The 24,382-nt window shown below is 64.6% G+C and carries 22 protein-coding genes; 5 read left to right on the forward strand and 17 right to left on the reverse strand.

Annotated features, from left to right (window positions below):
* Positions 1 to 162 precede the first annotated feature (162 nt).
* The 6 genes from AC1VNY_RS30615 to AC1VNY_RS30640 form a co-directional block, all read right to left on the reverse strand.
* On the reverse strand, positions 163 to 3,330 hold the full coding sequence (locus tag AC1VNY_RS30615; RefSeq protein ID WP_482407955.1) for an efflux RND transporter permease subunit: 3,168 nt from the start codon (positions 3,328 to 3,330) through the stop codon (positions 163 to 165).
* Entirely contained in the window at positions 3,327 to 4,784 is a 1,458-nt protein-coding gene (locus AC1VNY_RS30620; protein WP_482407956.1) for an efflux RND transporter periplasmic adaptor subunit, read from the reverse strand. Before AC1VNY_RS30620 ends, AC1VNY_RS30615 begins: the two co-directional genes overlap by 4 nt.
* Complete coding sequence (locus AC1VNY_RS30625) at positions 4,781 to 5,182, reverse strand: FixH family protein (RefSeq protein ID WP_482407957.1); 402 nt, start codon at positions 5,180 to 5,182, stop codon at positions 4,781 to 4,783. Before AC1VNY_RS30625 ends, AC1VNY_RS30620 begins: the two co-directional genes overlap by 4 nt.
* A 99-nt stretch (positions 5,183 to 5,281) precedes the next feature.
* The gene (locus AC1VNY_RS30630; protein ID WP_482407958.1) at positions 5,282 to 5,683 is read right to left on the reverse strand and encodes a hypothetical protein; all 402 of its coding nucleotides are present in this window, start codon (positions 5,681 to 5,683) and stop codon (positions 5,282 to 5,284) included.
* A gap of 87 nt (positions 5,684 to 5,770) precedes the next feature.
* Positions 5,771 to 7,948, reverse strand: coding sequence for a xanthine dehydrogenase family protein molybdopterin-binding subunit (locus AC1VNY_RS30635; RefSeq protein WP_482407959.1), 2,178 nt, complete (start codon positions 7,946 to 7,948; stop codon positions 5,771 to 5,773).
* Positions 7,949 to 7,951: 3 nt separating this feature from the next.
* Entirely contained in the window at positions 7,952 to 8,413 is a 462-nt protein-coding gene (locus AC1VNY_RS30640) for a (2Fe-2S)-binding protein (protein ID WP_482407960.1), read from the reverse strand.
* A gap of 201 nt (positions 8,414 to 8,614) precedes the next feature.
* On the opposite strand from AC1VNY_RS30640, the gene AC1VNY_RS30645 reads away from it, so the two are divergent.
* Positions 8,615 to 9,478 carry a LysR substrate-binding domain-containing protein gene (locus AC1VNY_RS30645; RefSeq protein WP_482407961.1) on the forward strand — a complete coding sequence of 288 codons (864 nt, stop codon included), beginning with the start codon at positions 8,615 to 8,617 and terminating at the stop codon, positions 9,476 to 9,478.
* Between the two features lie 43 nt (positions 9,479 to 9,521).
* Here AC1VNY_RS30645 and AC1VNY_RS30650 read toward each other — a convergent pair whose 3' ends face one another.
* From AC1VNY_RS30650 to coxB, 8 genes are all read right to left on the reverse strand, one after another.
* Positions 9,522 to 9,959, reverse strand: coding sequence for a DUF5658 family protein (locus AC1VNY_RS30650; RefSeq protein ID WP_028342667.1), 438 nt, complete (start codon positions 9,957 to 9,959; stop codon positions 9,522 to 9,524).
* 149 nt (positions 9,960 to 10,108) lie between these two features.
* Positions 10,109 to 10,273 (reverse strand): hypothetical protein, encoded by a 165-nt coding sequence (locus tag AC1VNY_RS30655; RefSeq protein WP_167350399.1) that lies wholly within the window; start codon positions 10,271 to 10,273, stop codon positions 10,109 to 10,111.
* Positions 10,274 to 10,683: 410 nt separating this feature from the next.
* Positions 10,684 to 11,592, reverse strand: a complete 909-nt coding sequence (locus AC1VNY_RS30660) for a heme o synthase (RefSeq protein WP_482407962.1) — start codon at positions 11,590 to 11,592, stop codon at positions 10,684 to 10,686.
* Positions 11,593 to 11,732: 140 nt separating this feature from the next.
* Positions 11,733 to 12,140: a cytochrome C oxidase subunit IV family protein gene (locus AC1VNY_RS30665; RefSeq protein ID WP_038383227.1), complete on the reverse strand. Its 408-nt coding sequence runs from the start codon at positions 12,138 to 12,140 to the stop codon at positions 11,733 to 11,735.
* Positions 12,141 to 12,148: 8 nt separating this feature from the next.
* A complete protein-coding gene (locus AC1VNY_RS30670) occupies positions 12,149 to 12,871 on the reverse strand; it encodes a heme-copper oxidase subunit III family protein (RefSeq protein ID WP_028342670.1) in 723 nt (240 codons plus the stop codon).
* A gap of 14 nt (positions 12,872 to 12,885) precedes the next feature.
* A complete protein-coding gene (locus AC1VNY_RS30675; protein WP_482407963.1) occupies positions 12,886 to 13,590 on the reverse strand; it encodes a cytochrome c oxidase subunit 3 in 705 nt (234 codons plus the stop codon).
* Positions 13,587 to 15,362 (reverse strand): cytochrome c oxidase subunit I, encoded by a 1,776-nt coding sequence (ctaD, locus tag AC1VNY_RS30680; protein WP_482407964.1) that lies wholly within the window; start codon positions 15,360 to 15,362, stop codon positions 13,587 to 13,589. Before ctaD ends, AC1VNY_RS30675 begins: the two co-directional genes overlap by 4 nt.
* Positions 15,363 to 15,445: 83 nt before the next feature.
* Complete coding sequence (gene coxB / locus AC1VNY_RS30685) at positions 15,446 to 16,279, reverse strand: cytochrome c oxidase subunit II (protein WP_482407965.1); 834 nt, start codon at positions 16,277 to 16,279, stop codon at positions 15,446 to 15,448.
* A 546-nt stretch (positions 16,280 to 16,825) separates the two neighbouring features.
* Between coxB and AC1VNY_RS30690 the strand changes: the two genes are divergently transcribed.
* Entirely contained in the window at positions 16,826 to 17,722 is an 897-nt protein-coding gene (locus AC1VNY_RS30690; RefSeq protein WP_028342674.1) for a DUF2189 domain-containing protein, read from the forward strand.
* Between the two features lie 420 nt (positions 17,723 to 18,142).
* Here the strand turns inward: AC1VNY_RS30690 and AC1VNY_RS30695 are convergent, their stop codons facing one another.
* Positions 18,143 to 19,744: a S10 family peptidase gene (locus AC1VNY_RS30695; RefSeq protein WP_482407966.1), complete on the reverse strand. Its 1,602-nt coding sequence runs from the start codon at positions 19,742 to 19,744 to the stop codon at positions 18,143 to 18,145.
* Between the two features lie 163 nt (positions 19,745 to 19,907).
* Here AC1VNY_RS30695 and AC1VNY_RS30700 point away from each other — a divergent pair, with 163 nt between their 5' ends.
* From AC1VNY_RS30700 to AC1VNY_RS30710, 3 genes are all read left to right on the forward strand, one after another.
* Entirely contained in the window at positions 19,908 to 20,687 is a 780-nt protein-coding gene (locus tag AC1VNY_RS30700; RefSeq protein WP_016843906.1) for an NAD kinase, read from the forward strand.
* Positions 20,688 to 20,800: 113 nt separating this feature from the next.
* Positions 20,801 to 21,346, forward strand: coding sequence for a response regulator (locus AC1VNY_RS30705; protein ID WP_028336173.1), 546 nt, complete (start codon positions 20,801 to 20,803; stop codon positions 21,344 to 21,346).
* A 9-nt stretch (positions 21,347 to 21,355) separates the two neighbouring features.
* On the forward strand, positions 21,356 to 21,934 hold the full coding sequence (locus AC1VNY_RS30710; protein ID WP_482407967.1) for an Hpt domain-containing protein: 579 nt from the start codon (positions 21,356 to 21,358) through the stop codon (positions 21,932 to 21,934).
* Positions 21,935 to 22,002: 68 nt separating this feature from the next.
* Here AC1VNY_RS30710 and AC1VNY_RS30715 read toward each other — a convergent pair whose 3' ends face one another.
* A complete protein-coding gene (locus tag AC1VNY_RS30715; RefSeq protein WP_482407968.1) occupies positions 22,003 to 23,184 on the reverse strand; it encodes a DUF2336 domain-containing protein in 1,182 nt (393 codons plus the stop codon).
* A 163-nt stretch (positions 23,185 to 23,347) separates the two neighbouring features.
* Complete coding sequence (locus AC1VNY_RS30720) at positions 23,348 to 24,352, reverse strand: transglycosylase SLT domain-containing protein (RefSeq protein WP_482407969.1); 1,005 nt, start codon at positions 24,350 to 24,352, stop codon at positions 23,348 to 23,350.
* Positions 24,353 to 24,382 lie beyond the last annotated feature (30 nt).

A 24,382-nucleotide genomic window follows, 5' to 3' on the forward strand; every position in this document is an offset into this window, starting at 1 on the left:
ATCGGAGATGTGTATTAGAGAAAGCACCAACACCCGCCTCGCATCTCCGATGGCCCGCAAAGCCGACCGCAAATCAGCCAGCCACGAACCGCCATCAGCTATATACCCCCTCAGGGTATCATTCAATCCGGTTTGACTCCACGAACCGGCGTCATGTTTCCTTCACAACTTTGCCGCTTGGCGCGCGGCACAGGAAGCAACTTCGCGTGCCGACACCTTCGCTTTGATCTCGACGCCCTTCACGACGGCGAAGATCGCGGGAATCACGATCAGTGTCAGCAGCGTCGACGAGATCATGCCGCCGATCATGGGCACCGCGATGCGCTGCATGATCTCCGAGCCGGTGCCGGTGCTCCACATGATCGGCAACAGCCCCGCCATGATGGCGACCACCGTCATCATCTTCGGCCGGACGCGCTCGACCGCGCCCGCGATGATCGCGCGATTGAGGTCGTCACGATCGATCGTGCGTCCCTCGGCAGCGCGACGCGCCGTGATCTCGCCCAGCGCCTGGTTGAGATAAATCAGCATCACGACGCCGGTCTCGGCGGCGACGCCGGCGAGCGCGATGAAGCCGACCGCGACCGCAACCGACAGGTTGAAGCCGAGCGCCCACATCAGCCAGAGGCCGCCGACCAGCGCGAACGGCAGCGACAGCATCACGATCATCGTCTCCGCCACCGAGCGGAAGTTGAGATAGAGCAGCAGAAAGATGATCAGAAGCGTCACCGGCACCACGATCCTGAGCCGCGCGGTGGCGCGCTCGAGATATTCGTACTGCCCGCTCCAAACCACGTAGGTGCCGGGGGGAAACTGCACGCCGGTCTGCACCGCGCGCTGCGCGTCCGCGACATAGCCGCCGAGATCGCGATCGCGGATGTCGACATAGATATAGGTCGCAAGTTGCCCGTTCTCGGTCCGGATCGTTGTCGGCCCGCGCGCCGGCGCGATGTCGGCGACCTCGCCGAGCGGCACCGCCCCGCCCGCCGGCATCGGCACCAGGATGTCGCTCGCAATCGCCCCCGGATTGTCGCGCAGATCGCGCGGATAGCGCATGTTGACGGTGAAGCGCTGGCGCCCCTCAACCGTCGTCGTCACGCTCTGGCCGCCGAGCGCGGTCGCGATGGTGTCCTGCACGTCCTGCACCGCGATGCCGTAGCGCGACAACGCTTCGCGGTTCGGCGTGATCTCGAGGTAGTAGCCGCCGAGGCTGCGCTCGGCATAGGCCGACGAGGTGCCGGGCACGCCCCGCACGACCTGCTCGACCTGGCGTGCGAGCTTGTCGATCACAGCGAGATCGGGACCGATCACCTTGACGCCGACCGGCGTCCTGATCCCGGTCGACAGCATGTCGATGCGCGCCTTGATCGGCATGGTCCAGGCGTTGGAGACACCGGGAAATTGCAGCGCCTTGTCCATCTCGGCGATCAGGCGGTCGAGCGTGAGGCCGGCGCGCCATTGCTGTTTCGGCTTCAGATTGATCACGGTCTCGAACATCTCCGACGGCGCCGGATCGGTTGCGGTCGCGGCGCGGCCGGCCTTGCCGTAGACCGAGGCGACTTCCGGAAAGCCGCGGATGATCCGGTCCTGCATTTGCAGCAATTCGCCCGCCTTGGTCACCGAAATCCCCGGCAGCGTGGTCGGCATATAGAGCAGCGTGCCCTCATTGAGGTCGGGCATGAACTCGGTGCCGAGCTGCCGCGCCGGCCAGATCGAGACGGCGACGGCACCGAGCGCGAGCAGGATCACCAGCGTCTTGGCCCGCAACACGCCGTTGATGACCGGACGGTAGATCCAGATCAGAAAGCGATTGATCGGATTTCTGTGCTCGGGGACGATCCTGCCGCGGACGAAGATCACCATCAGCGCCGGCACCAGCGTCACCGACAACAGCGCCGCCGCCGCCATCGCAAACGTCTTTGTGAAGGCGAGCGGCGAGAACAGCCGCCCCTCCTGCGACTCCAGCGTGAAGATCGGCATGAAGGACACGGTGATGATGAGCAGGCTGAAGAACAGCGCCGGCCCCACCTCCGCCGCGGCCTCGATCAGGATCGCGACCCGCGACCGCCCGGGCTCGGCGCGCTCCAGGTGCTTGTGCGCATTCTCGATCATCACGATCGCCGCATCGATCATGGCGCCGATCGCGATCGCGATGCCGCCGAGGCTCATGATGTTGGAGCCGATGCCGAGCAGCTTCATCGCGCCGAACGCCATCAAGACGCCGACCGGCAGCATCAGGATCGCGACCAGCGCGCTGCGGACATGCAGCAGGAACACGATGCAGACCAGCGCGACCACCACGCTCTCCTCGAACAGCGTGCGCTTCAGCGTGTCGATCGCCGCATAGATCAGATTGGAGCGGTCATAGACCGGCACGATCTCGACCGATTTCGGCAGGCTGGTCGCGATCTCCCTGAAACGCTTCTTGACGTTCTCGATCACGTCGAGCGCGTTGACGCCGAAGCGTTGCAGCACGATGCCGCTCGCGACCTCGCCCTCGCCGTTCAGTTCAGTGATGCCGCGCCGCTCGTCGGGGCCGAGCTCGACGCGGGCGACATCGCGCAGCAGCACCGGCGTGCCGCCATCGGTCTTCAGCACGATGTTGCCGAGATCGTTGATGTCCTTCAGATAGCCCTTGCCGCGAATGACATATTCGAACTCGGACAGTTCGACGGTGCGGCCGCCAACGTCGGCGTTGCTGGCGCGGATGGCGTCGCGCATCCGCTGCATGGTGATGCCGCGATCGCGCATTCGCTGCGGATCGAGAATGACATTGTACTGCTTGACGAAGCCGCCGACGCTGGCGACCTCGGCCACGCCTTCCGCCCTGGCCAGCGCGAACTTCAGGTTCCAGTCCTGGATCGTGCGGGTGTCCGCAAGGTTCAGCTCTTTCGACATCACGGCATACTGGTAGACCCAGCCGACCCCGGTGGCGTCGGGTCCGATGGTCGGCGAGACACCGGCCGGCAGCCGCAACGCCGCGCCGTTGAGGAATTCGAGTACCCGCGAGCGCGCCCAGTAGATGTCGGTGCCGTCCTCGAAGATGACATAGACGAAGGACACGCCGAAGAACGAGAAGCCGCGCACGACCTTCGACTTCGGCACCGTCAGCATCGCCGTGGTCAGGGGATAGGTGACCTGGTCCTCGATCACCTGCGGCGCCTGGCCGGGATATTCGGTGTAGACGATGACCTGGGTGTCGGAGAGATCGGGGATCGCATCGAGCGGCAGATGCAGCAGCGCGTAAAGGCCCGCGGCTGCCGCAAAACCGGTGCCGAACAGCACCAGCAGCAGGTTGCGCGCCGACCAGGCGATGACACGGGCAATCATTGGCGGTCCCCCGTCTTGTCGCCACCGCCCGCCTGCGCAGCACCGGCCTCGGCAAAGCCCTTGATCGCCGCTTTCAGGTTGCTCTCGGCGTCGATCAGGAAGGTGGCTGAAGTCACCACCCCGTCGCCCTCGGCGAGGCCGTCGCGGATTTCGACATAGCCCTCGCCGCGCCGCCCGAGCTTGACCTCGCGCGGCTCGAACCGCCCGTTGCCGCGGTCGATCAGCACGCTCTGGCGGCTGCCAGTGTCGAGGATGGAATTATCAGCGACCGTAAGTACCGGCGCCGCGCCGCCGGTGTCGATCTCGGCGTCGACATACATGTCCGGCAGCAGTGCGAGGTCGGCGTTCTGCAATTCGATCCGCACCCGCGCGGTGCGCGTCTCCTTGTTGACCTGCGGATAGATCACGCTGATCTGGCCCGCGAAACTGCGGCCGGGATAGCTGCGTGCCCGCACGGTGACCTTTTGCCCGACCACGATATTGCCGAGATCGCGCTCGGCAACGTCGACCAACGCCCACACCACAGAGACGTCGGCGATCCGAAACAGCACGTCGCCGGGTTGGGCGCGCATGCCCTCGATGGCGGCGCGCTGCAGCACGGTGCCGTCGCGCGGCGACAGCCACTGGATCGCGATCGGAACCGTCCGGCTCTTCTCCATCTCGGCGATCACCGGTTCGGGAACGTCGAGATTGGTCAGCCGCTGCTTGGAGCCGCGCCCGTAGGGCTCGATACCCGCAGTCGCCTTCGACGTGATGGTCGCGACATATTCGGCCGCGGCGGACGATATTGCCGGGCTGTAGATCTCCATCAACGGCTGGCCCTTCGTCACGCGGCTGCCGGTCGTGACGTCGGCGACTTTCTGCACATAGCTCTCGGCCCGCATCGCGATCACGGAGACGCGACGCTCGTCGAGCTGGATCGTGCCGGGCGCACGGACCAGCGTGCGGATGCGGCGCATCTGCGCGGCCTCGGACTTGACGCCGCTGCGCTGGATCCGGCCGGGCGACAGCGTGATCGAACCGTCGTCGCTGTCCTCGCCGTCATAGACGGCGATGTAATCCATCCCCATGGAGTCCTTCTTCGGCAACGGCGAGGTGTCGGGAAGTCCCATCGGATTGCGATAATATTTCACCTTGCGCTCGCCTTTCGCGGCAGGCGCGCTTACCTCTGCCGATCGCTCCGGCTCGCCGGCAGCGGCCTCGTCATCCGCAAACACCGGCAGATAGTCGCGCCCGTCAGGCGTCTTCTTCGGTGTCGCCGAATAGAACGACTTGCCGTCGGGATCGCGGTAGTAGATCGGCGCAGCAGTCTCCGCCGCCCGCGCGGCGGAGACGATGGCAGCGGTCACCGGCCGCGGCGGCAGGTCGCGGCCGATCCATGCGGCGGCGGCCGTTGCGGCGATCACAGCGGCGGCGCCGGCCCATGTTAAGGGGCCGATTGCCCGGCGGCTCATTGCTCGGCCGTGACGACGAGCTTGTTCTCGACCGCGCCGGTCTCGCCCTGCACCTTGGCGCCGAGCGACAATTGCCAGCGGCCGGCCATGCCGAAGGTCGCCTTGAACCGGTAGGTGCCGGGCTCGGTGCCCGGCATCGGCGTCACCTTGGTGGCCATCTCCTGCATGCCGTCGGGCGCCATGTCGAGCCGGGTCGAGAAGATGACCGCGTCAGACACCGCTTTCCCGCTCGTCTTGTCGACCAGCCGCACCGTGACGATGCGATCGGCACCCGCCTTGACCGTCGGCTGCACGAGCTGGAATTCGTAGTTCTTGATTTCGGCGTGGGCAGACATGCCCGTCACGGCAACGCCGATCAGCGCGACGGCAGCGGCCCGCGCCAGGTGGAAAGACTTCATGGTGATGATCCTCGATACGTCTGATGAGCCGCGTGAGCGGCATGCAAAGGCACGCGCGCCATTGGCGCACGCGTCAGCGATCAGGCGCTTGCGCGCCCGTCAGACGTGGGTTCGAGGCGGATGGTCGGGAGGTTTGGCGCCGAGGCCGTCAAGCAGACGGTCGTCAGGGGCGGCGATCCGGCTCCGCAGCGGCTCGCGCCCGACCAGCGACGCTATGCCGGCGGGCACCGGCAGCGAAACGCTTAGCATGCAGAGCGCGAGGAACGGACAGTCGTCGCAGCCCTTGCTCTTGCCCTGCTCCGGACAGCACGGCATGTCGTCGGCCATCGCCTGCTCGGACATCGCCTGTCCAGACATGGCGTGTTCATCCGGCATCGCCTGCATCGCAGCGGCCGAGGCATCCGGCATCATCCGGGTAAATGCCGGCGCCACGGGCGCGAGCAACAGCCCGGCCGCGACGAGCAGGAGAATCCAGAGATTGGCGAGCCGCCTCAGATGCATGCCCGCTTCTCGCACGGATCAGTGCACGGCGCAAATCCGTCCGGCTTCACGATCGCGCCAGCACCCGGGGGAGCCTCTCACTCGCCCCTAGGTCTGCTTCAAGGTCGCCGGATCGACCGGCATCTTGCGCAGCCGCTTGCCGGTCGCCGCGAAGATCGCGTTGCTGATCGCCGGCACGATGCCCGAGGTTCCGGTCTCGCCCATGCCGCCGGGCGGCTCGGTGCTCGGGACGATATAGACCTCGATCGCCGGCGCCTGATCGATGCGCAGCATCTGGTAGCTGTCGAAATTGCTCTGCTCGACGCGGCCGTCCTTGAGCGTGATTTCGCCGTAGAGCGCCGCCGTGACGCCGAAATTGATGCCGCTCTGCAGTTGCGCCTGCACCGTGTCGGGATTGACCACGGTGCCGCAATCCATCGCGCAGACGACGCGGTGGACGCGGACCGAGCCGTCCCTGGCAACCTCGACCTCGGCGACCTGGGCGAGGTAGCTGCCGAACACGAATTGCAGCGACACGCCGCGTCCGTGCCCGGCCGGCAGCTTGCCGCCCCAGCCGGCCTTGGCCGCCGCGAGCTCGAGCGCCGCCTTGGCGCGCGGCGACTTGCCGAGCAGCGCGCGGCGATAATCGACCGGATCCTGCTTCGCCGCCGCCGCCAGCTCGTCGATCACGCTTTCGGTGACGAACACGTTGTGCGAGGGCCCGACGCTGCGCCAGAACGCAGTCGGAATGCCCGGCGGTTCGACCCGGACATATTCGACGTGGAAGTTGGGGATGTCGTAGACGAGATCGATCGCGCCCTCGATCGTGTCGGGATCGAGACCGTTGCGGAACGCCGGCGGCGCCCATCGCGCCAGCACCGACGAGCCGGCGAAGCGGTTGTTCCAGGCGACCGGCTTGCCGGACGCATCGAGGCCGACCGCAATCCGGTCGCACCAGTAGGGCCGGTACATGTCGTGCTGGATGTCCTCCTCGCGGGTCCACACCAGCTTGACCGGCGCATCGACCTGCTTGGCGATCTGCACCGCGCGGATCACGCCATCGACCTCGAGCCTGCGGCCGAAGCCGCCGCCGAGCAGATGATTGTGCACCACCACCTTCTCCGGCGGCATGTTCAGCACCTTCGCGGCCACCGCCTGCGCGCGCGAGAGCGCCTGGCTGCCGACCCAGATCTCGCAGCCATCGGGGCGCACATGCACGGTGCAGTTCATCGGCTCCATCGTCGCGTGGGCGAGGAACGGCAGCTGATAGGTCGCCTCGACTTTCGTCGCCGCGCCCGCCATCGCCTTGTCGGCGTCGCCGATATTCTGCGCGACCGTGCCCGGCTTCGTGGTGGCGGCTTCGAGCTCGCGTGCGATATCCGATGTGGCGAGCTTGGCGTGAGGGCCCTCGTCCCACTCGATCGTGAGCGCCGCCAGACCCTTCTTCGCCGCCCCCATGTGGTCGGCCACCACCGCGACTGCGTCGTCGAGCGTCACGATCTGGCGCACGCCCTTGACGGCTTTTGCCGCTGCATCATCGACGCGCTTGACCCGCCCGCCGAACACCGGCGACTGCGCCAGCGTCGCGACCCTCACCCCGGGCGGCCGGGCGTCGATGCCGTAGACCGCCGTGCCGTTGATCTTCGAGGGCGTATCGAGCCGCTTGGCCGGCGTGCCGATCAGCTTGAACTCGGCCGGGCTCTTCAGCGTGACATTCTCCGGCACCGGCATCTGCGCCGCGTCAGTCGCCAGTTCGCCGTAGCCCAGCTTGCGTCCGGAGGCCGCGTGATGCACCTCGCCGTTCTCGGCTAGGCATGTCCCCGGCTCGACGTTCCAGCGTTTCGCCGCGGCTGCGACCAGCATCGCCTTCGCGGTGGCGCCGGCTTTCCGCATCGGCTGCCAGGCGCCGCGCATCGCATTCGAATTGCCGGTGGCCTGCACGCCGAGCAGCGGGTTGGCGTAGAGCTTGTCGCTCGGCGGCGCGTGCTCGAGCCGGACCTGCGTCAAGCCGATCTCGAGCTCCTCGGCGATCAGCATCGGGATCGAGGTATAGGTGCCCTGCCCCATCTCGACATAGGGCATGGTCAGCACGACCTTGCCGTCGCCGCCGATCCGGATGAAGGCATTCGGCGCGAAGCCGTCGGAGGCGGCCGCCTCGCTCTCGCGGCTCGCGAACGGCAGGCTCAAACTGAGCAGCAGACCGCCGCCCGCGATCGCGCCGGCGCGGAGGAAGTTGCGCCGCGACAGATCGGCGGCGCGCTCGGACAGATTGTCGATCAGCGTCATGGCTCAACCTCCCGACTGCGCGGCTTGCTTGATGGCTTCGCGAATGCGGACATAGGTGCCGCAGCGGCAGATATTGCCCGACATCGCGTCGTCGATATCGGCATCGGTCGGCTTCGGCTTGCCCGCGAGCAAGGCGGAAGCCGACATGATCTGGCCGGACTGGCAGTAGCCGCATTGCGGCACCTCATGCGCGAGCCAGGCGTCCTGGATCTTCTTGCCCGCCGGTGTGTTGCCGACCGCCTCGATGGTCGTGATCTTGGAGTCGCCGATGCTGTCGATCGTCGTGATGCAGGAGCGCACCGCGCTGTCATCGAGATGCACCGTGCAGGCGCCGCACAGCGCCATGCCGCAGCCGAACTTGGTGCCGGTCATGCCCAGCACGTCGCGCAGCACCCACAGCAGCGGCGTGTCGCCATCGGCATCGACCTGATGACTGGTCCCATTGATCGTGATCTGGAAAGGCATCCTGACACTCCTGTCCTGGTTCGAGGCCCCGCGCGGTCCGCGCCCCTCCGGGCGCGACCGGCCACATTCCAAAGCAATCGCACGGATCATCGCGCCGATTGCTCACTTATGGTAATAAATACAATTCTATCACCCTATAAACGGCGCTTTGATCTGCAGTGAAATAACTATTGGTTTATAATCATGGATCGATTGACCAGCATGTCTGTGTTCGCCCGCGTCGCCGATCTCGGCTCCTTCACCGCGGCGGCCAAGGAGCTGCGGATGTCGCCGACCATGATCGGCAAGCATATCCGTTTTCTCGAGGACCGGCTCGGCTCGCAATTGATCAACCGGTCGACCCGGCGGCAGGGCCTCACCGAGCTCGGCCGCAGCTATCTCGATCACTGCAGGCAATTGCTGGAACAGGCCGAGGCCGGCGATGCGCTGGTCGAGGAGGCCCTCAGCGCACCGCGCGGCAAGCTCCGCGTCGCGACCTCGGTCGCCTTCGGGTCGTACAGCCTGGCGCCCGCGCTGGTCCGCTTCATGAAGAGATATCCGGACGTCTCGGTCGACCTCATCCTCAGCGACAGGATGGTCGACCTGCTCGAGGAAGGGCTGGACGCGGCGATCCGGGTCGGCACGCTGACCGATTCCACCATGATGTCGCGCTCGCTGTCGCCCTATACCGGCGTGGTTTGCGCCGCGCCGAGCTATCTCGCCGAACGCGGCACGCCGACCCATCCGGCGGATCTCGCCCGCCATGAGTGCCTGCGCTACCCCGGCTGGTCCGACGGACAGCGATGGACCTTCTCGGGGCCGGAGGGCGAAGTGCATGTCGATGTCGCGAGCCGCCTCTTCATCAACAGCGCGTTCGGCATCCGCTATGCGGCGCTGGCCGGCGCCGGCATCGTGCTGATGCGCGACGAGCTGCTGGCCGACGACATCGCCGCCGGACGGCTGCAGGTCCTGCTGCCGAACTACACAACGCGGGCGCGCGCGCGCCAGATCCTGTGGCCGAAGCACCGCAAGATGACGCCGAAGCTCCGCGCGCTGATTGACTTCATCGTGGAGACGTATGGGTGAGACAGATCGATCCTTCGGTTCACGTTCGAAACGTGAATTGAGGTTAGTTCGTGCCTGCTATGATGAGAAGATTATTGAGTACGGGCGTGGAGCAAAACGCCACCACTATCGCGATATTGTAAGGGTTGTTGCTGCGCCACAGCAGCCACATCATGAAATAGGTCAAACCGAGCTTCGGGATAAGCCACCAGGGGCCGAGCCATGTCTGAGCGACATGCATGAACGGGTTCAACTCGCCGAGGCCGAGATTCAGGATCGTGTTGGTGGTGTAGAGATCGGCGATGCCAAGAAGCAGGACGGACAGCACGAGGAGCGTCTTGGCCAGGTAACGTGGCCCCAGAATGATCTCGTAAGCAAATGCGGCGCCCTCCGGGACGTTTCGCTTGAACCACGACTGCGCGGCGTCATTGGTCGCGAAAACCTTCAGATGCTCCGGCTCGCCAACGGGCTTGCTTGTGTCGGTATAGACCCAGACCTTCATTCGATTGCTCAAATATCTCTTTCAAATCATAAAAAAGTATCATCTGCCGAGATGGTCATCTCGGGAGACCAAGGTAGCTCTGCCGTCGCCGTAAGGATGATTCCGGAGAGTGGCGTTGCGTTGGCCTCGAGGTGCCGCTTCAGGGCGGTTCAATCGTTGCGGCGCTTCAGGTCCAAGCGTCCGATGCGTTCATCAATCAGTCGATTTAGTTTTTCGTCCCGCAATGAATTCTTCCTAAACAGCCCGCCATGCAGCCGATAGGCAAGAAGGAGCAGGACAATAGCAGTGCCCCCGAGATAGTAGGACCAGTCCATTCTTGAACCGCGCCTGGTTGCTGCAATGGGCGAAGCTTAGGGCGAGCCTGTCCTACTTGTCCAACGCTATCCTGTGCGCCGCACCTGTCCGTGCCCGAATGGATTGGCCTGATTTATGCTTGGAGACGGCCACATACGGAGGAAGCGCGATGAGGCGGGACCTTTTGGTGATCTACGGCGGAATGCTGGCCACGGGCGCTATCGCCTGGATCTTGTTGGGCAACCCGGCGAGCGTGCCACGTATGCACGGGCTCCAGACGATGTCCGCCGATCAAGACCTGAGACTCGTCTCCCAGCGAAGTCCATATATGCGGGACGAGCGCTAGGGCCGTCCCCGGCGGGTGCCCCGCGAAATTCAATCACTGAGCTGCCCGACGAGGCAAGGCGGCCGTTGATTCGAATGCACCCAGTCAGCGGGACTGAGCATAGGGTGCAGCATTCATCAGCAGCACCCCGAAAAGCAGGACCAGATAGAGCATCGAAAACACGAACAGGCGACGAGCGGGCCGCCTTTCCTTGTCGTGGCTCCGGCGTACCTGCCATGCGAGAAAAATCATGATCGCTCCCAGCGTCGCCGCAGCCGCGCCGTAGACGGCTCCCGCAAACCCCAGCGCACAAGGCAGCAGTGAGGTCGAAACCAGAAGCACGCTGTAGAGAAGAATCTGGCGCTTTGTTTCGGTCCTGCCGGCCACGACCGGCAACATCGGCACGCCGGCGCGGGCATACTCTCCAGCAAGATTGAGCGACAGTGCCCAGAAGTGGGGTGGCGTCCAAAGGAAGATGATCAGAAACAGGATGAGCGGCTCGAGCCCGACATGCCCTGTGACCGCAACCCAGCCGATCACCGGAGGGAGCGCTCCGGCGGCACCGCCAATGACGATATTCTGCGGGGTTCGGCGTTTGAGCCACATCGTGTAGACGACGACGTAGAAGAAGATCGTGAAAGCCAGCAGCGCAGCAGCGGCCATGTTCAGCAAGGTGCCGAGGGCGAGGACCGCGCACGAGCCGAGCATCAATCCGAAGACCAATGCTTCCGGGCGCGATACGCGGCCGCTGGGAATTGGACGGATGGCGGTACGCGCCATCAGCGCATCGATATCGGCGTCGTACCACATATTGAGCGCAGCTGCGGCGCCGGCGCCCGCAGCGATGCAAAGAAGAGCAGCGAGCCCGGTGAAGGGCTCGATGCCGCCCGGTGCGACCATGAGACCGACCAGTGCGGTAAAGACGACCAGCGACATCACGCGCGGTTTCGTCAGTGCGACGTAGTCTCCGATGTTGGCATAGCTCCGGCGACGAATTGAACGATTGATTTGCACGAGATTAATTCCTCGTCAGTTCGAAAAGCCATCGGTTGAAGGCCCTCGTCGCAGGGTTGCCGGACCATGCGGCGAGGCCTCCGCCTTCGAGATGCCTTGCCTCGTCCAGCATGACCCATGTGGTCATGGCCGTCGCATTTCTAGCTTGCTGGCGCGAAGAACATGACCCGAAGCAGATGCGTATAGTCGGATTCGAACACCATGATCCCTACAAAAACCAGCACCAGCACCGGCGGCAACAGGATGGCGTAGGCCAACGCCAACCGCTCCCAGGCCATGTGCATGAACACTGCGACGATCAGGCCGGCCTTCAGCACCATGAACAGCAGGATCAGCGACCACCGCAGGTGGCCATGGATACCAAAATAGTCGACGAGATAGGAGCAGGTGCTGAGCACGAACAGCCATCCCCAGACTACCAGATAGAGCTTGATCGGGTGCTGCTGGCCCTCTGCATGCGCGGCGCCTGATGCCACCGTACCATGCACATAGGTGTGTAGCGCATGCTGTGCTGCCTGCCCTTCCACATGTACCGCTGCTTCTGTCATGCGCGACCTCACCAGAGATAAAAGAAGGCAAAGATGAACACCCAGACCAGATCGACGAAATGCCAGTACAGGCCCATGATTTCGACGATCTCGTAGTAGCCCTTGCGGCTCGTGAAAAAGCCGCGCCGCTCGACGTCGAAGTCTCCTCGCCAAACCTTTCGTGCGATGGCGATCAGGAAGATCACACCGATGGTCACGTGGGTGCCGTGGAAGCCGGTGATCATGAAGAAGGAAGCGCCAAATTGCGGTGCGCCCCACGGGTTGCCCCAGGGCCGCACGCCCTCCATGATCAGCTTGGTCCATTCGAAAGCCTGCATTCCGACGAACGTCGCGCCAAATGCCGCGGTGACCAGCATCAAGGCTGCCGTTTTGACGCGATCCCGGCGGTAACCGAAGTTGACGGCCATCGCCATCGTCCCGCTGCTGCTGATCAGGACGAAGGTCATGATCGCGATCAGGATGAGCGGGATGTGCTGGCCGCCGATATTGAGCGCGAAGACTTCGCTGGGATTGGGCCACGGCACTGTCGTCGACATTCGCGCCGTCATGTACGACAGCAGGAAGCAGCTGAAGATGAAGGTGTCGCTCAGAAGGAAGATCCACATCATGGCCTTCCCCCAGGACACGTTCTTGAACGCGCGCTGGTCCGAGGCCCAGTCGGCGGCGATGCCGCGCAATCCGGGTATCGTCCCGGGCAGTGCCTTGGGGGTTGCGAGTGTGGTTTCTGTCATCGCTTCCTGCCTCGCTAGGTGAGCAACTGGCGACAGATGTCGACGAAATTGTCGGTCCAGCCCGTCAGCAGACCGAGCAGCACCAGCCAGACCAGCAACAGGAAATGCCAGTAGATGGTACAAAGCTCGACGCTCAGGCGCATCTGCATCATCGGCGCGCCGCGCCACAGTTTTACGGTTGTCCTGCCGAGCGCCACCAGGCCGCCGGTCACGTGCAGCCCGTGGAGCGCGGTGATCAGATAGAAGAAGGAATTGGCCGGATTCGACGCCATGACATAGCCGGCGATGCTGAGCTGCTGCCACACCACGAGCTGCCCGATCAGGAACATCACGGCCGATGCACCGCCGACCAACAGGCCCGCGATCAGGCCCTCATGGTCGCCACGGCGCGCGGCCATCAGCGCCCATTGCAGCGCCACGCTGCTGATGACGAGGACGCCGGTGTTGAACCACACCAGCCTCGGCAGCGGCATCTCGCGCCAGTCCACCATGGTGGTACGCATCGAGTAGGCGCTGATCAGGAGCGCGAACAGCGAGCCGACCACCGCAAGAAAAACACCGAGGCCGATTTTCGCCGCCGGCACCGAAGAGCTGCGATCGCCGCGAAGATCGACGGCAATGCCCTGCTCCAGCCACGGCTTGGCGGCCAGCCGTTGCTGCGAGAGCCACCATCCCGCGATCGCTGCAATCGTAGCAATGAACAGGACGATGGCACTCACGGATGGGCCCCCTGGGCCAGCACCTTGGCCGGCGGTTCATTCTGCGGGATGAAGTCCCTGGCGGCACCGGGCACGCTGTAATCATAGGCCCAGCGATAGACGACGGGGAGCTCCTTGCCCCAGTTGCCGTGCCCCGGCGGGGTCTCCGGCGTCTGCCATTCCAGCGAGGTGGCACCCCAGGGATTGCCGCCCGCCTCTCTTCCCTTGAACAGGCTCCAGACCAGATTGAACAGGAAGACGAGCTGGGCGAAGCCGACAATCAGCGCCGCGACGCTCATGAACGCGTTGAGGTCATGGGCGGAGGCCGGGACGAAGGAGGTCTCGCCGATGTCGTGATAGCGGCGCGGCATCCCGAGCAGGCCGAGATAGTGCATCGGGAAGAACACCGCATAGGCCCCGATGAACGTCACCCAGAAGTGGAAGCGTCCGAGCGCATCATTGAGCATCCGCCCGGTGACCTTCGGATACCAGTGATAGATCCCGCCGAACACGGCCATGATCGGCGCAATCCCCATCACCATGTGGAAGTGCGCGACGACGAACATCGTATCGGACAGCGGAACGTCGACGACAACGTTGCCGAGGAACAGCCCGGTCAGGCCGCCATTGACGAAGGTGACGATGAAGCCGAGCGCAAACAGCATCGGCACCGTGAGATGGATGTCGCCGCGCCAAAGGGTCAGCACCCAGTTGTAGACCTTGATCGCGGTCGGGACCGCGATGATGAGCGTCGTGGTGGCGAAGAAGAACCCGAAATACGGGTGCATGCCGCTGACATACATGTGGTGCGCCCACACGACGAAGCTCAGCGCCCCGATCGCCACGATCGCCCAGACCATCATGCGATAGCCGAAGATGTTCTTGCGCGCGTGCGTACTGATCAGATCCGAGATGATGCCGAACGCCGGCAGCGCGACGATGTAGACTTCGGGGTGGCCGAAGAACCAGAACAAATGCTGGAACAGGATCGGGCTGCCGCCGCCATACTTGGTCAGCTGGCCCATCTCGACCAGTGTCGGCATGAAGAAGCTGGTTCCAAGGAGGCGGTCCAGCAGCAGCATCACCGAGGCCACGAACAGCGCCGGGAACGCCAGCAGCGCCATCACGGTGGCGGTGAAGATGCCCCACACGGTCAGGGGCATGCGCATCAAGGTCATACCGCGTGTGCGGGCCTGCAACACCGTTACCACGTAATTGAGCCCGCCCATCGTGAAGCCGATTATGAACAGGATCAGCGAGGCCAGCATGAGAACGATGCCCCAGTCCTGCCCGGGGGTACCGGAGAGAATCGCCTGGGGTGGATAAAGCGTCCAGCCGGCGCCGGTCGGCCCGCCCGGCACGAAGAACGTCGCGGCCAGCACCAGCACCGCGAGCAGGTAGACCCAATAGCTCAGCATGTTCACGTAGGGGAAGACCATGTCCCGCGCGCCGACCATCAGCGGGATGAGGTAGTTGCCGAAGCCGCCGAGGAACAACGCCGTGAGCAGGTAGATCACCATGATCATGCCGTGCATGGTGATGAACTGAAGGTACTGATTGGCATCGATAAAGGAGAATGTGCCGGGAAATCCCAGTTGCAGCCGCATCATCCACGACAGCACCAGCGCAACCATTCCGATCGACATCGCCGTGATCGAGTACTGGACGGCGATCACCTTGGCGTCTTGCGAAAAAACGTACCTCGTCCACCAGCTGTGCGGATGATAGAGCTCGACCTCAGCGACTTCGGCGGGCGGGATGCCTGCGACCTGATCAAACGGGATATCGACCATCGGAATACCCTCCCTGGTCTTCCGCTCAGCGACGAGTTCACTTCATGTCCGGCCGAACATCCGGCCGATCCTCGTCGGCATGTTCATTCGCTGCCAGTCTTGTACGCGGCCTTCGCGACGTTGCGCTGGCCGGACAAGGCGGCGAACGTGTGCTGCTTGTCCAGCCACGCGTGATATTCCTTCTCTTCTTCCACGACGACCTTGCTGCGCATCTGTGCGTGCGCGGCACCGCAAAGCTCCGCGCAGAGGACGTCGAAGGTTCCGGTCCGGGTCGGCGTGAGCCAGTAGTAGGTCACCGAGCCAGGGATCATATCCATCTTCGCCCGGAACTCGGGCACATAGAAATCATGCAGAACGTCGATCGAGCGGAGCAGCACCTTCACCGGCTTCCCGATCGGCAGATGCAGATCCTCGTTTTGCACGACGATGTCGTCCTGCCCGTTCGGATCATTGGGATTCAACCCGAGTGGATTGTCGGAGCTGATCAGGCGCGCATCTGACGTGCCGAGCCGGCCGTCCTTTCCCGGAAGCCGATAACTCCACATCCACTGTTGTCCAACGACCTCGACATCGGTCGCGTCGTCGGGAACGGTGACGAACTGGTGCCAGACGACGAGGCCGGGCGCCAGCATGGCGACGACGCCGACCGCGGTGCCGATGCTGAGCCACCATTCGAGCTTCTTGTTCTCGGGATTGTAGTGGGCGCGCCGTCCCTCGGTGTGGTGAAAGCGCAGGACGCAATACGCCATGAACACGATCACCGCGCAGAACACCGCTCCGGTGATCCAGAATGTCAGGTTGATCGTGTGGTCGATATAGCTCCAGTTCGAGGCAATCGGGGTCCACCACCAGGGGCTGTAGAGGTGAAACAGCACCGAGGCGACGGCAACCAGGAGCAGTAAGATCGCTACAGCCATCCCTCATTCCTCCTTGCCATCGAAGGCTGCGGAGACGAACGAAAGGGCGGAGCTCACGTCAGAGGGATGGTCTCACGTTCACCATCACCGTGGCTTTTGCCTCGCCCATTCTGCCGGTCGCGATGCTGGGACATGACAAAAACTCAACGTCACGGCCGCAACCTCATCGGAGCTGGGGGCGTCAATCATCAACATGGTACCCATCGAGCCAGACGTCAATAGAGGAGTAATGCCCGCCACTGTCCGGCGCGTGTTGGCGGGACTGCATTGGATGCCGCGAACAATGATCGGCCCTCCCCTATCGCATGGTGCATCGCAAGACCTCGTTTGTGCACCTGCACAATTCTCCCGACCGCATTCGCCACCTTGCTTCTGCCGCGCATCGGACTAGTTTTACCGGACCGGTTGCGACAGATGTCGTCCGGCAAGCTCCTTCTGGTTGAATCTGATTTGCCGGACTCAGTCGCGATTTTCGCGCATGAGGCGGATGTGCGTGTGTTGATGGCGCTCCGTTCCCCTGCGGCCACAAGCAAGGAGACCGGAACCATGACCACGGTGTTCGCACGACCCAAGCTGCAATTGTTTGGCGTCTCTACCGCCTTCGTCGTTCGCAAGATCAGCCTTTCCGACTTGGGCGACGCGCTGCGCCTCGGCTGGGAAGACTTCAAGGCCATCCCGACCCACGCAATCGTCCTGTGCGTGATGTATCCGGTGCTCGGACTTGTCCTGTTCAGACTTGTGCTTGGCTATTCGGTGCTGCCCCTGCTGTTTCCGCTCGCCGCCGGCTTCGCCCTGATCGGTCCTTTCGCCGGACTAGGCCTCTACGAACTGAGCCGACGACGCGAACGCGGCGAGGAGCCAGGAGCCTGGGATGCAATGCAGGTGCTGCGCGCGCCGTCGTTCGGCGCCATGTTCGAGCTTGGCGTTCTCCTGCTCGTTCTGTTCGGGGTCTGGATCGCTACCGCGGACGCGATCTACATCATGACGTTCGGCTATGCGCCGGCCGCGAGCATCCCTGATTTCGCAAAGCGCGTGTTGACGACGCCCGAAGGCTGGTCGCTCATCATCGTCGGATGCGGCGTCGGCTTTCTTTTCGCCCTGGTTGCCCTCTGCGTCAGCGTCGTCTCCTTTCCACTGATGCTCGACCGTCATGCGACAGCGATCGATGCGATCCGCACCTCGATACGGGCCGTGATGATGAATCCGATTGAGATGGCCGCGTGGGGATTGATCGTTGCGGTATTGCTGGCCGTGGGCTCACTGCCATTCTTCGTCGGTCTCTGCGTCGTTCTGCCGGTGCTTGGTCACGCGACCTGGCATCTTTACAGGAAGGTGGTCGAGCCCGACCGGAATCCTCCGCAAGAAGAGCCCCGTCCGCCGATCGGCCATCGCTACGCGGCCGACTTCCCGGCCTCCCTCTTCCCGTGGAGCCGTGAGCGCTAAAGCGTTTTCGAGCGAAGTGGCTACCGGTTCGCGTGAAGAAAACGCGTCAAAACATGAACCGGCGCGAGCTTGATCGCGCACGCGGCAAACGGACGTAATTTATTGTCGCGCCGCGCCGCGGCCTGGCCGGCGACCAACCCCGACATGCCGCGAACCATTGCGCGATGTTGGAACGACGAGGTCCGCTCCCAACTTCCGCTGCGGACTTTCGCCGGGACGACGAATGTGGATGTCGGCCGTGCCACACAATCGATGTCGTCCTGGCGAAAGCCAGGATCCATTACCCCAAATGGCATTTGTTGCGCGACGCTGGGGCCACGATCCCGCTCACAATCGAATCCGGTTGTTATGGGTCCTGGCTTTCGCCAGGACGACGACCGTATTTGCAGCGACGGCGCAATCCACACCGCCACATTCCCCTCACCTCATCAGCGCCTCGACCTCCTTGCGGAAGGCCTGGCGCGAGCCGTCGCGGGAGTAGAACATGTGGCCGCCGGGATAGACCGCGAGCCTGGTGCGGCTCGGACCCGCGAAGGCCGGCAACTGGTCGAGGATGATCTTCGAGGCGAAGTACGGGGTGGCGAGATCGAACAGGCCGTGGCCGATCAGGAGTTTCAGATTGGGGTCGAGCGCCAGCGCCTGGCGAAGCTGCGTCACCGACTCCGCCGGACTGATGCCGTGACCGAACTCCCAGGCCTTGTTCACGCTTTCGCTGAGCAGATGATAGGAGCCGTCCGGCCGCCAGTTCAGCTTGCGCGTGGTGAGGTCGACGGCGGCGCTGGTCAAGGGCGCCATCAGGGGATCGCCGGACGGATCGTTGAAACGGAAATAGCTGGAATCCGGATAGGGGTCGAAGCCTTCGACCGAGGCGTCGTAGCGGCCGGTCACCTTGCCGTTCTTGCGATCGAACTCGCGGCGGAATTCGCCGATGTCGAAGCGGCCGGCAAGCCTGCGGCTCACCGCCTGATCGATCCCGGTCAGGCTCGCGACCTTGTCGGCGAGCCGCGCGGTGGCCTCGGTGTCGGCTTGCCCCTTGACGAGGTCGAGCAGGAAATCGCCGCGCGCGTAACTCTCGACGTCGGCGAGATCCTCGCGCGTCACCGGACCCTTCGTCTGTCGCGCCACAGCCGTCATGGTCGGCAGGCTCGCGACATATTGCAGGAGGCTGGAGCCGGTATATTCGCGGAAATCGAGCACCGGCGAGATCAGCACCAGGCCGCGGACGCCGACGCCCTGCTGCATCTGCAGATTGCGTACCACCTTGGGCCCGCGAATGCCGCCATAGCTTTCGCCGACGAGATGTTTCGGCGAGGTCAGCCGGTCGTATTTCTCCAGCCAGCGGCGGATCACCAGCGCGACCGAATTGGCGTCGCCGTCGACGGTGAAGAAGCGCTTGCGCGCCTCCTCCGAGGTGGTGACGAAGCGGCTGTAGCCGGTGCCGACTGGGTCGATGAAGACGAGATCGGTGAAATCGAGCCAGGTGTCGGCATTGGCCTGCAGCTCGGGCGCGGCCGACGACACCGCGCCGTCGAACGGCAGCCGCCACGGCCCGACATTGCCGAATTGCAGCCAGGCCGACGCGGAGCCCGGACCGCCGTTGAACAGGAAGGTCACCGGCCGGTTCGCCTTCTCGGCGCCGTCGAGCTGGTAGGACGTATAGGCGATGTCGGCGAGCGGCTCGCCCTTGTCGTCGAACACGCGGATCGAGCCCGCGGTCGCGCTGAAGTTCAGGGTGCGGTTCGGCAGCGCGACCGATTGCTTGGTCGTGGAGTCCGGCGGCAGGCGGTGCTGCTCGGCGGTCGAGCCGCTGGCCGCAGCATTGGCGCCGGAGCCCGCCTCGCCGCCGCGTCCTGCCCGCCCCTTCTGGCCGCTCGGGTTCTGGCCAGCTGGGTTCTGGCCACTTGGAGCCTGCGCGCTCGGCGACGGCGATGGCTGCGGGGTCTCGTCGTCGGCCCGCGCCGCGGTCGCAAGACAGGCCACCAGCAACGCCGCGGCGAGCCGTGTCGCAAGACTGTTAGCCATATCGTTCACTCCCTGCGCCCCGATTTACGCAATCCAGCGGCAAACTGCGCTAGTTTGGCGGCGCCGGCGTGGCATGCGGTCCGTTCCCGGACCATCTCGACAAGGCCGCCCGGGATGTATAGACGAGCGCGGCGTGTTCCGTGCCAAACGAGTTCGTGAGCGAATGGCCAGCTCCAAGCGGTATGACAAGATCGCCTTCGTCGCCAGCGCCAGCGCGGAAGCGCAGTCGGCGCTCGAGCAGCTGACGGAAATGTACGGCAACCATCCACCCGCCGATGCCGACGTCGTGGTCGCGCTCGGCGGCGACGGTTTGATGCTGCAGACGCTGCACGCCAACATGCGCAGCGGCAAGCCGATCTACGGCATGCATCGCGGCACCGTCGGCTTCCTGATGAACGAATACTCGACGCATGATCTGCGCACCCGGCTTGCCGCCGCGCGCGAGTCGCTGATCAATCCGCTGCTGATGCGCGCGACCGACATCCACGGCGCCGTGCATCTGCATCATGCCATCAACGAGGTCGCGTTGTTCCGGCAGACCTACCAGGTCGCCAAGCTGCGCATCCTGATCGACGAGCACGAGCGGATGCCCGAGCTGATGGCCGACGGCATCCTGGTGGCGACGCCGGCCGGATCGACCGCCTACAACCTCTCCGCCCAGGGACCGATCCTGCCGATCAACGCGGCGCTGTTGGCACTGACCCCGATCAGCGCGTTCCGGCCGCGGCGCTGGCGCGGCGCGCTGCTGCCGAATTCCGCCTTCGTGGTGATCGAGGTGATCGAGGGCGAGAAGCGCCCGGTCGCCGCGGTCGCCGACCATGACGAGGTCCGCGACGTCCGACGGGTCGAGGTGCTGTCCGACAAGACGATCGCGATGCGGATGCTGTTCGACCCCGGCCACTCGCTGGAGGAGCGCATCCTGCGCGAGCAGTTCGGCTACTGACGGCGGCTCCCCTTGCTCCCCCTGCCCCGGCAACCAATCATTAACCCCGGGCGGGATATGGTTAACGTCGGGTAATACCGCATTGGCCCGGTATGCCCTATCAGGGCCGGACCATGTATCGCATCGATTTCAACAAGCTGCGATTTTTGATTTGCGACGACAATCCGCACATGCGCCGCATCCTGCGGACGCTGCTGCATTCGTTCGGCGCGCGCGAGGTGTATGAGGCCGAGGACGGCGCCACCGCGCTCGAGATGTATACGCACTACGTGCCCGACATCGTCATCACCGACTGGTCGATGCCGATCTTCGACGGGCTCGAGCTTGCGCAGATGATCCGGCAGCCGGAATCCAAGGGCAATCCCTACGCGCCGATCATCATGCTGACCGGGCATTCCGAGAAGCGCCGCGTCACGGTGGCGCGCGATGCCGGGGTCACCGAATTCTTGGCCAAGCCGATCTCGGCCAAGGGCCTCTACCAGCGCATCATGAACGTGGTCGCCAATCCGCGCCCGTTCATCAAGACCAAGACCTATTTCGGCCCCGACCGCCGCCGCAACACCACCAACACCTATATCGGCCCCGAACGCCGCGGCAGCGGCGAGGTCGAGGTGCTGCAACAGCCGTCGCTGCTCGAAAAGGCGCGCTCGGCCATCTAGGACACCGCCATGGCGAAAGACAAACCCGGTACGATCGAGGTCAAGAGTTTCGGCACGCACCACGTGATCACGCAGCCCAATCCGCTGCGCAAGATGCTGCTGCGCGTCCCCGAGAGCGATCTCGACGATCCGGTCGGCCGCGCCGAAAAGGCGCTCGCCGCGCTGTCGGGCGAGTTCAAGGAGTGGATGACGATCGAGGCCGACCGCCTCTCCGCCGCGCACGCCGCCGTGCTGCGCGAGGGCTTCAACCAAAAGACGCGCGAGGAGCTGTTCCGCGCCGCGCATGACATCAAGGGCGATGCCGCGACATTCGGCTATCCGTCGGCGGCCGCAGCCGCGGAGAGCCTGTGCCGCATCATCGAGCACGCGCCGGATCTCGGCGCCGTACCGCCGCAGTTGATCGCCCACCACATCAACGCCGTGCAGGCGATCGTGCGCAACCGCACCAAGCTCGACACCGCGGTCGTCGCCGGCGTGCTGAGCAAGCAGCTCCGCGGCATCGCCGATGAATTCCTGACCCACGCCAACCGCGACCGTCCCGAGCACCTCGAGGCGATCCTCGCGCCGAGCATCGTGCCCGGCGAATAGTGCCGCGGCCGGCTGCTCGCGTTGCGGCAGCCACTCAAGCTTCCATCGATGGGCAGGAAACGCGGCCCTCAGGCCGCGATGAGATCGTCGTCGTAGGGCAGCACCGCGATGGCGTCTTCCGCGGCGAGCTCCTCGCAGAACATCCGCGCGTCCTCGCGGGCCGATTCCGTCGCGAAGCGGCGCAGCAGGATCAGGAGCGGTTCGGCCGCCGAATGATCGGTCTCGCAATGCGTCAGCACCCGCTCCACCATGCGGCGATGCAGCCGTGCCGCGCCGTCGCCGCTGTCGACATAGCCGACCTCGTGGCTGGCTTCGAGCGCGACGCGGAACGCGGCGTAGGTGGTCTCCGGCAGGCCGGCGCGGCGCAGCAGCGCCTGCAGGCCGTTGCCGCCGCGGTCGTTCAACAACGCGGAGACGCGGCTATAGGGCAGTCCGGAGAGTTCAGCGAGCGCCGCCCCGAACAGATCGAGATTGCCCGACAGCAGCGCGCGCAGGATCAGCCCGGCGGTCAATTGCCCGGTGGCGCGCAGATGCGTGATCAGGTTCTGCATGTCGTCGCCGAAGGCGCGCGCGGCGATGTTCACCGTGGAGCGTTCCCTGGCCTCGCCGGCGATGCGGTCGGCGCGATCGGCACCGAGCCAGTTTCGCGCGACGACGAACTGCGCCAACGTGTCGGAGAGCTTTGCGACCAGCGCCAGCCGCGTCGCCGACGGCAGGTCTTCCAGCTGCAGCATCGATTCCCTGATGGCGGCGAGATGGCCGTGGCGTTCGACGATGCGATCCCAGGAGAACGGCGCGAGGCCGGCGTAAGGATTTTCGATCAGCTCGAGCGCGGCCGCGGCCGAGCCGACCTCGGCAATCGCGGCGGCGACGGAGGCCGGCAGATTGATGCGGCGCGCGATCGCGCACTGCATCTCGTCGGAGCCGGTAGCGACGATGTCGACGAGGTCGGCATCGATCAAAAGCGGTGAATGTTCCAGCACCGGCAGCGCGATCGCCGGCTGGTCGGCCGACAGCGCCTGCACGATCGCGGCAGGCGCATCCGCACTGCGCGCGAACACCTCGGCCATCGCCTGCCGCACCAGCGGCGACGGGTCGTCGAGCAGCATCAGCAGCGCGCCTTCGGCTGCGATGCGGTCGTCCTCGGTGAGATCCGAGATGAGCCAGGCCCGGGCCAACGCCCGTGTCGCCTCTGCTCGCTCACCTGCTGGAGCGGTCCTAATCCAACTAATAAACTGCCGAACGATCATGGTCCTTCCGGCTTACGCAACGAAACGGCATCGGCATACGACGCCACTACAAGGAAAAATAAACCATGACGCTTAATAAAGGGTTCACCATAAACGTTTGGGATTATTGACGTTTCGTTAAGACCGCAACGGCGTGCAGCTTCGCGCGCGCAGCACGGCAGCGCTAGCCGTTGCTGTAGGTGCCGCTCGGATCGCTGAACAGGTCAAGCCGTCCGGGCGCGCGGACCTTCGGCGTCGCCGACGCGGTCAGCGAGGAGGAATTGCCCCACAGCTCCTGCACCGCCGGCGAGATCGGCTCCGAGCGGTCGCCGGCCTGGTAGAGCGAGCGGAAGGTCGGTGCCGGCTGCGCCGATGCGACGGCCGGGGTCGCTCCGACGGGCGTCGCTGACCGGGAGTCCGGGAAGGTCGAGAGATAGGACGCGGTGTCCATGGTCAGCGCTTGTGTGGGCGCGGCGCTTGCGATCGCGTAAGGGCTCATGGTGTCGCCGCCCGCCGCGGCGAAGGCGGTGCGCGTATCCTTGGAGTTCGCGGCCGCGGCGTAGCGCGTGGTCAACACCGAATAGACCTGGCTGACGCTGCGCGCGCTGCCCGACTTGTCGTAGAAGATCGACTGGTTGGCGGCCGCCGCCTTCGGAAACATCGTGGCCGCATTGGCGCTCGGGCTATCCTCGGCGCTCGAGATCAGCTTGCCGGCGCCGCCGACGCCCATGAAGTGGGCCATATAAAGTTCTGCATCGGTCGGACGGCGGCCGAGCTTACCGGTGAGCTTGAAGCTGTTGGACTGCGTCAGCACCGCCGCCATCGAGGACGCCGCGTCCGGATCGTCGCGCAGCTTCATGACCGCGGCGCGCGCGGAGGAATCGCTGACCGAATAGCTGCCGTCGGAATTCCTGCTGATGGCGTCGGCATACCGGCCGTAGCCGAGCTGGCTTCCAGCTTCCTTGACGGTGCCGAGCCAGGTCTGGTCGATGAATTGATAGAGTCCATGCGCTGACGAGGTCGTGGCACCGGCCCGCGGATTGAAATTGGATTCCATCTTCGCGGTCGTGAGCAGATATTCGAAGCTCGTGCCGGTGGTCGCGGCCGCCTGCTTGATCGAACTCGCGACCTTCAGGCGCGAGGGATCGACACCTGCCGAAGCCGTCGCATTGAAGAGGTCGACCGCCATCTGTCCGGGTGCCTTGCCGGGCGCCGGCAA

The organism is Bradyrhizobium ferriligni (genome assembly GCF_056837965.1).

Bases quoted from the DNA above. Each gene is read 5' to 3' on its own strand.
- AC1VNY_RS30665 (WP_038383227.1), bottom strand. From the start codon at position 12,140: ATGACAGAAGCAGCGGTACATGTGGAAGGGCAGGCAGCACAGCATGCG.
- AC1VNY_RS30615 (WP_482407955.1), bottom strand. From the start codon at position 3,330: ATGATTGCCCGTGTCATCGCCTGGTCGGCGCGCAACCTGCTGCTGGTG.
- AC1VNY_RS30650 (WP_028342667.1), bottom strand. From the start codon at position 9,959: ATGAAGGTCTGGGTCTATACCGACACAAGCAAGCCCGTTGGCGAGCCG.
- AC1VNY_RS30705 (WP_028336173.1), top strand. From the start codon at position 20,801: ATGTATCGCATCGATTTCAACAAGCTGCGATTTTTGATTTGCGACGAC.
- AC1VNY_RS30715 (WP_482407968.1), bottom strand. From the start codon at position 23,184: ATGATCGTTCGGCAGTTTATTAGTTGGATTAGGACCGCTCCAGCAGGT.
- AC1VNY_RS30630 (WP_482407958.1), bottom strand. From the start codon at position 5,683: ATGCATCTGAGGCGGCTCGCCAATCTCTGGATTCTCCTGCTCGTCGCG.
- AC1VNY_RS30690 (WP_028342674.1), top strand. From the start codon at position 16,826: ATGACCACGGTGTTCGCACGACCCAAGCTGCAATTGTTTGGCGTCTCT.
- AC1VNY_RS30670 (WP_028342670.1), bottom strand. From the start codon at position 12,871: ATGACAGAAACCACACTCGCAACCCCCAAGGCACTGCCCGGGACGATA.
- ctaD (WP_482407964.1), bottom strand. From the start codon at position 15,362: ATGGTCGATATCCCGTTTGATCAGGTCGCAGGCATCCCGCCCGCCGAA.
- AC1VNY_RS30635 (WP_482407959.1), bottom strand. From the start codon at position 7,948: ATGACGCTGATCGACAATCTGTCCGAGCGCGCCGCCGATCTGTCGCGG.
- AC1VNY_RS30620 (WP_482407956.1), bottom strand. From the start codon at position 4,784: ATGAGCCGCCGGGCAATCGGCCCCTTAACATGGGCCGGCGCCGCCGCT.
- AC1VNY_RS30645 (WP_482407961.1), top strand. From the start codon at position 8,615: ATGTCTGTGTTCGCCCGCGTCGCCGATCTCGGCTCCTTCACCGCGGCG.
- AC1VNY_RS30710 (WP_482407967.1), top strand. From the start codon at position 21,356: ATGGCGAAAGACAAACCCGGTACGATCGAGGTCAAGAGTTTCGGCACG.
- AC1VNY_RS30700 (WP_016843906.1), top strand. From the start codon at position 19,908: ATGGCCAGCTCCAAGCGGTATGACAAGATCGCCTTCGTCGCCAGCGCC.
- AC1VNY_RS30625 (WP_482407957.1), bottom strand. From the start codon at position 5,182: ATGAAGTCTTTCCACCTGGCGCGGGCCGCTGCCGTCGCGCTGATCGGC.
- AC1VNY_RS30655 (WP_167350399.1), bottom strand. From the start codon at position 10,273: ATGGACTGGTCCTACTATCTCGGGGGCACTGCTATTGTCCTGCTCCTT.
- coxB (WP_482407965.1), bottom strand. From the start codon at position 16,279: ATGGCTGTAGCGATCTTACTGCTCCTGGTTGCCGTCGCCTCGGTGCTG.
- AC1VNY_RS30720 (WP_482407969.1), bottom strand. From the start codon at position 24,352: ATGGCGGTCGACCTCTTCAATGCGACGGCTTCGGCAGGTGTCGATCCC.
- AC1VNY_RS30640 (WP_482407960.1), bottom strand. From the start codon at position 8,413: ATGCCTTTCCAGATCACGATCAATGGGACCAGTCATCAGGTCGATGCC.
- AC1VNY_RS30695 (WP_482407966.1), bottom strand. From the start codon at position 19,744: ATGGCTAACAGTCTTGCGACACGGCTCGCCGCGGCGTTGCTGGTGGCC.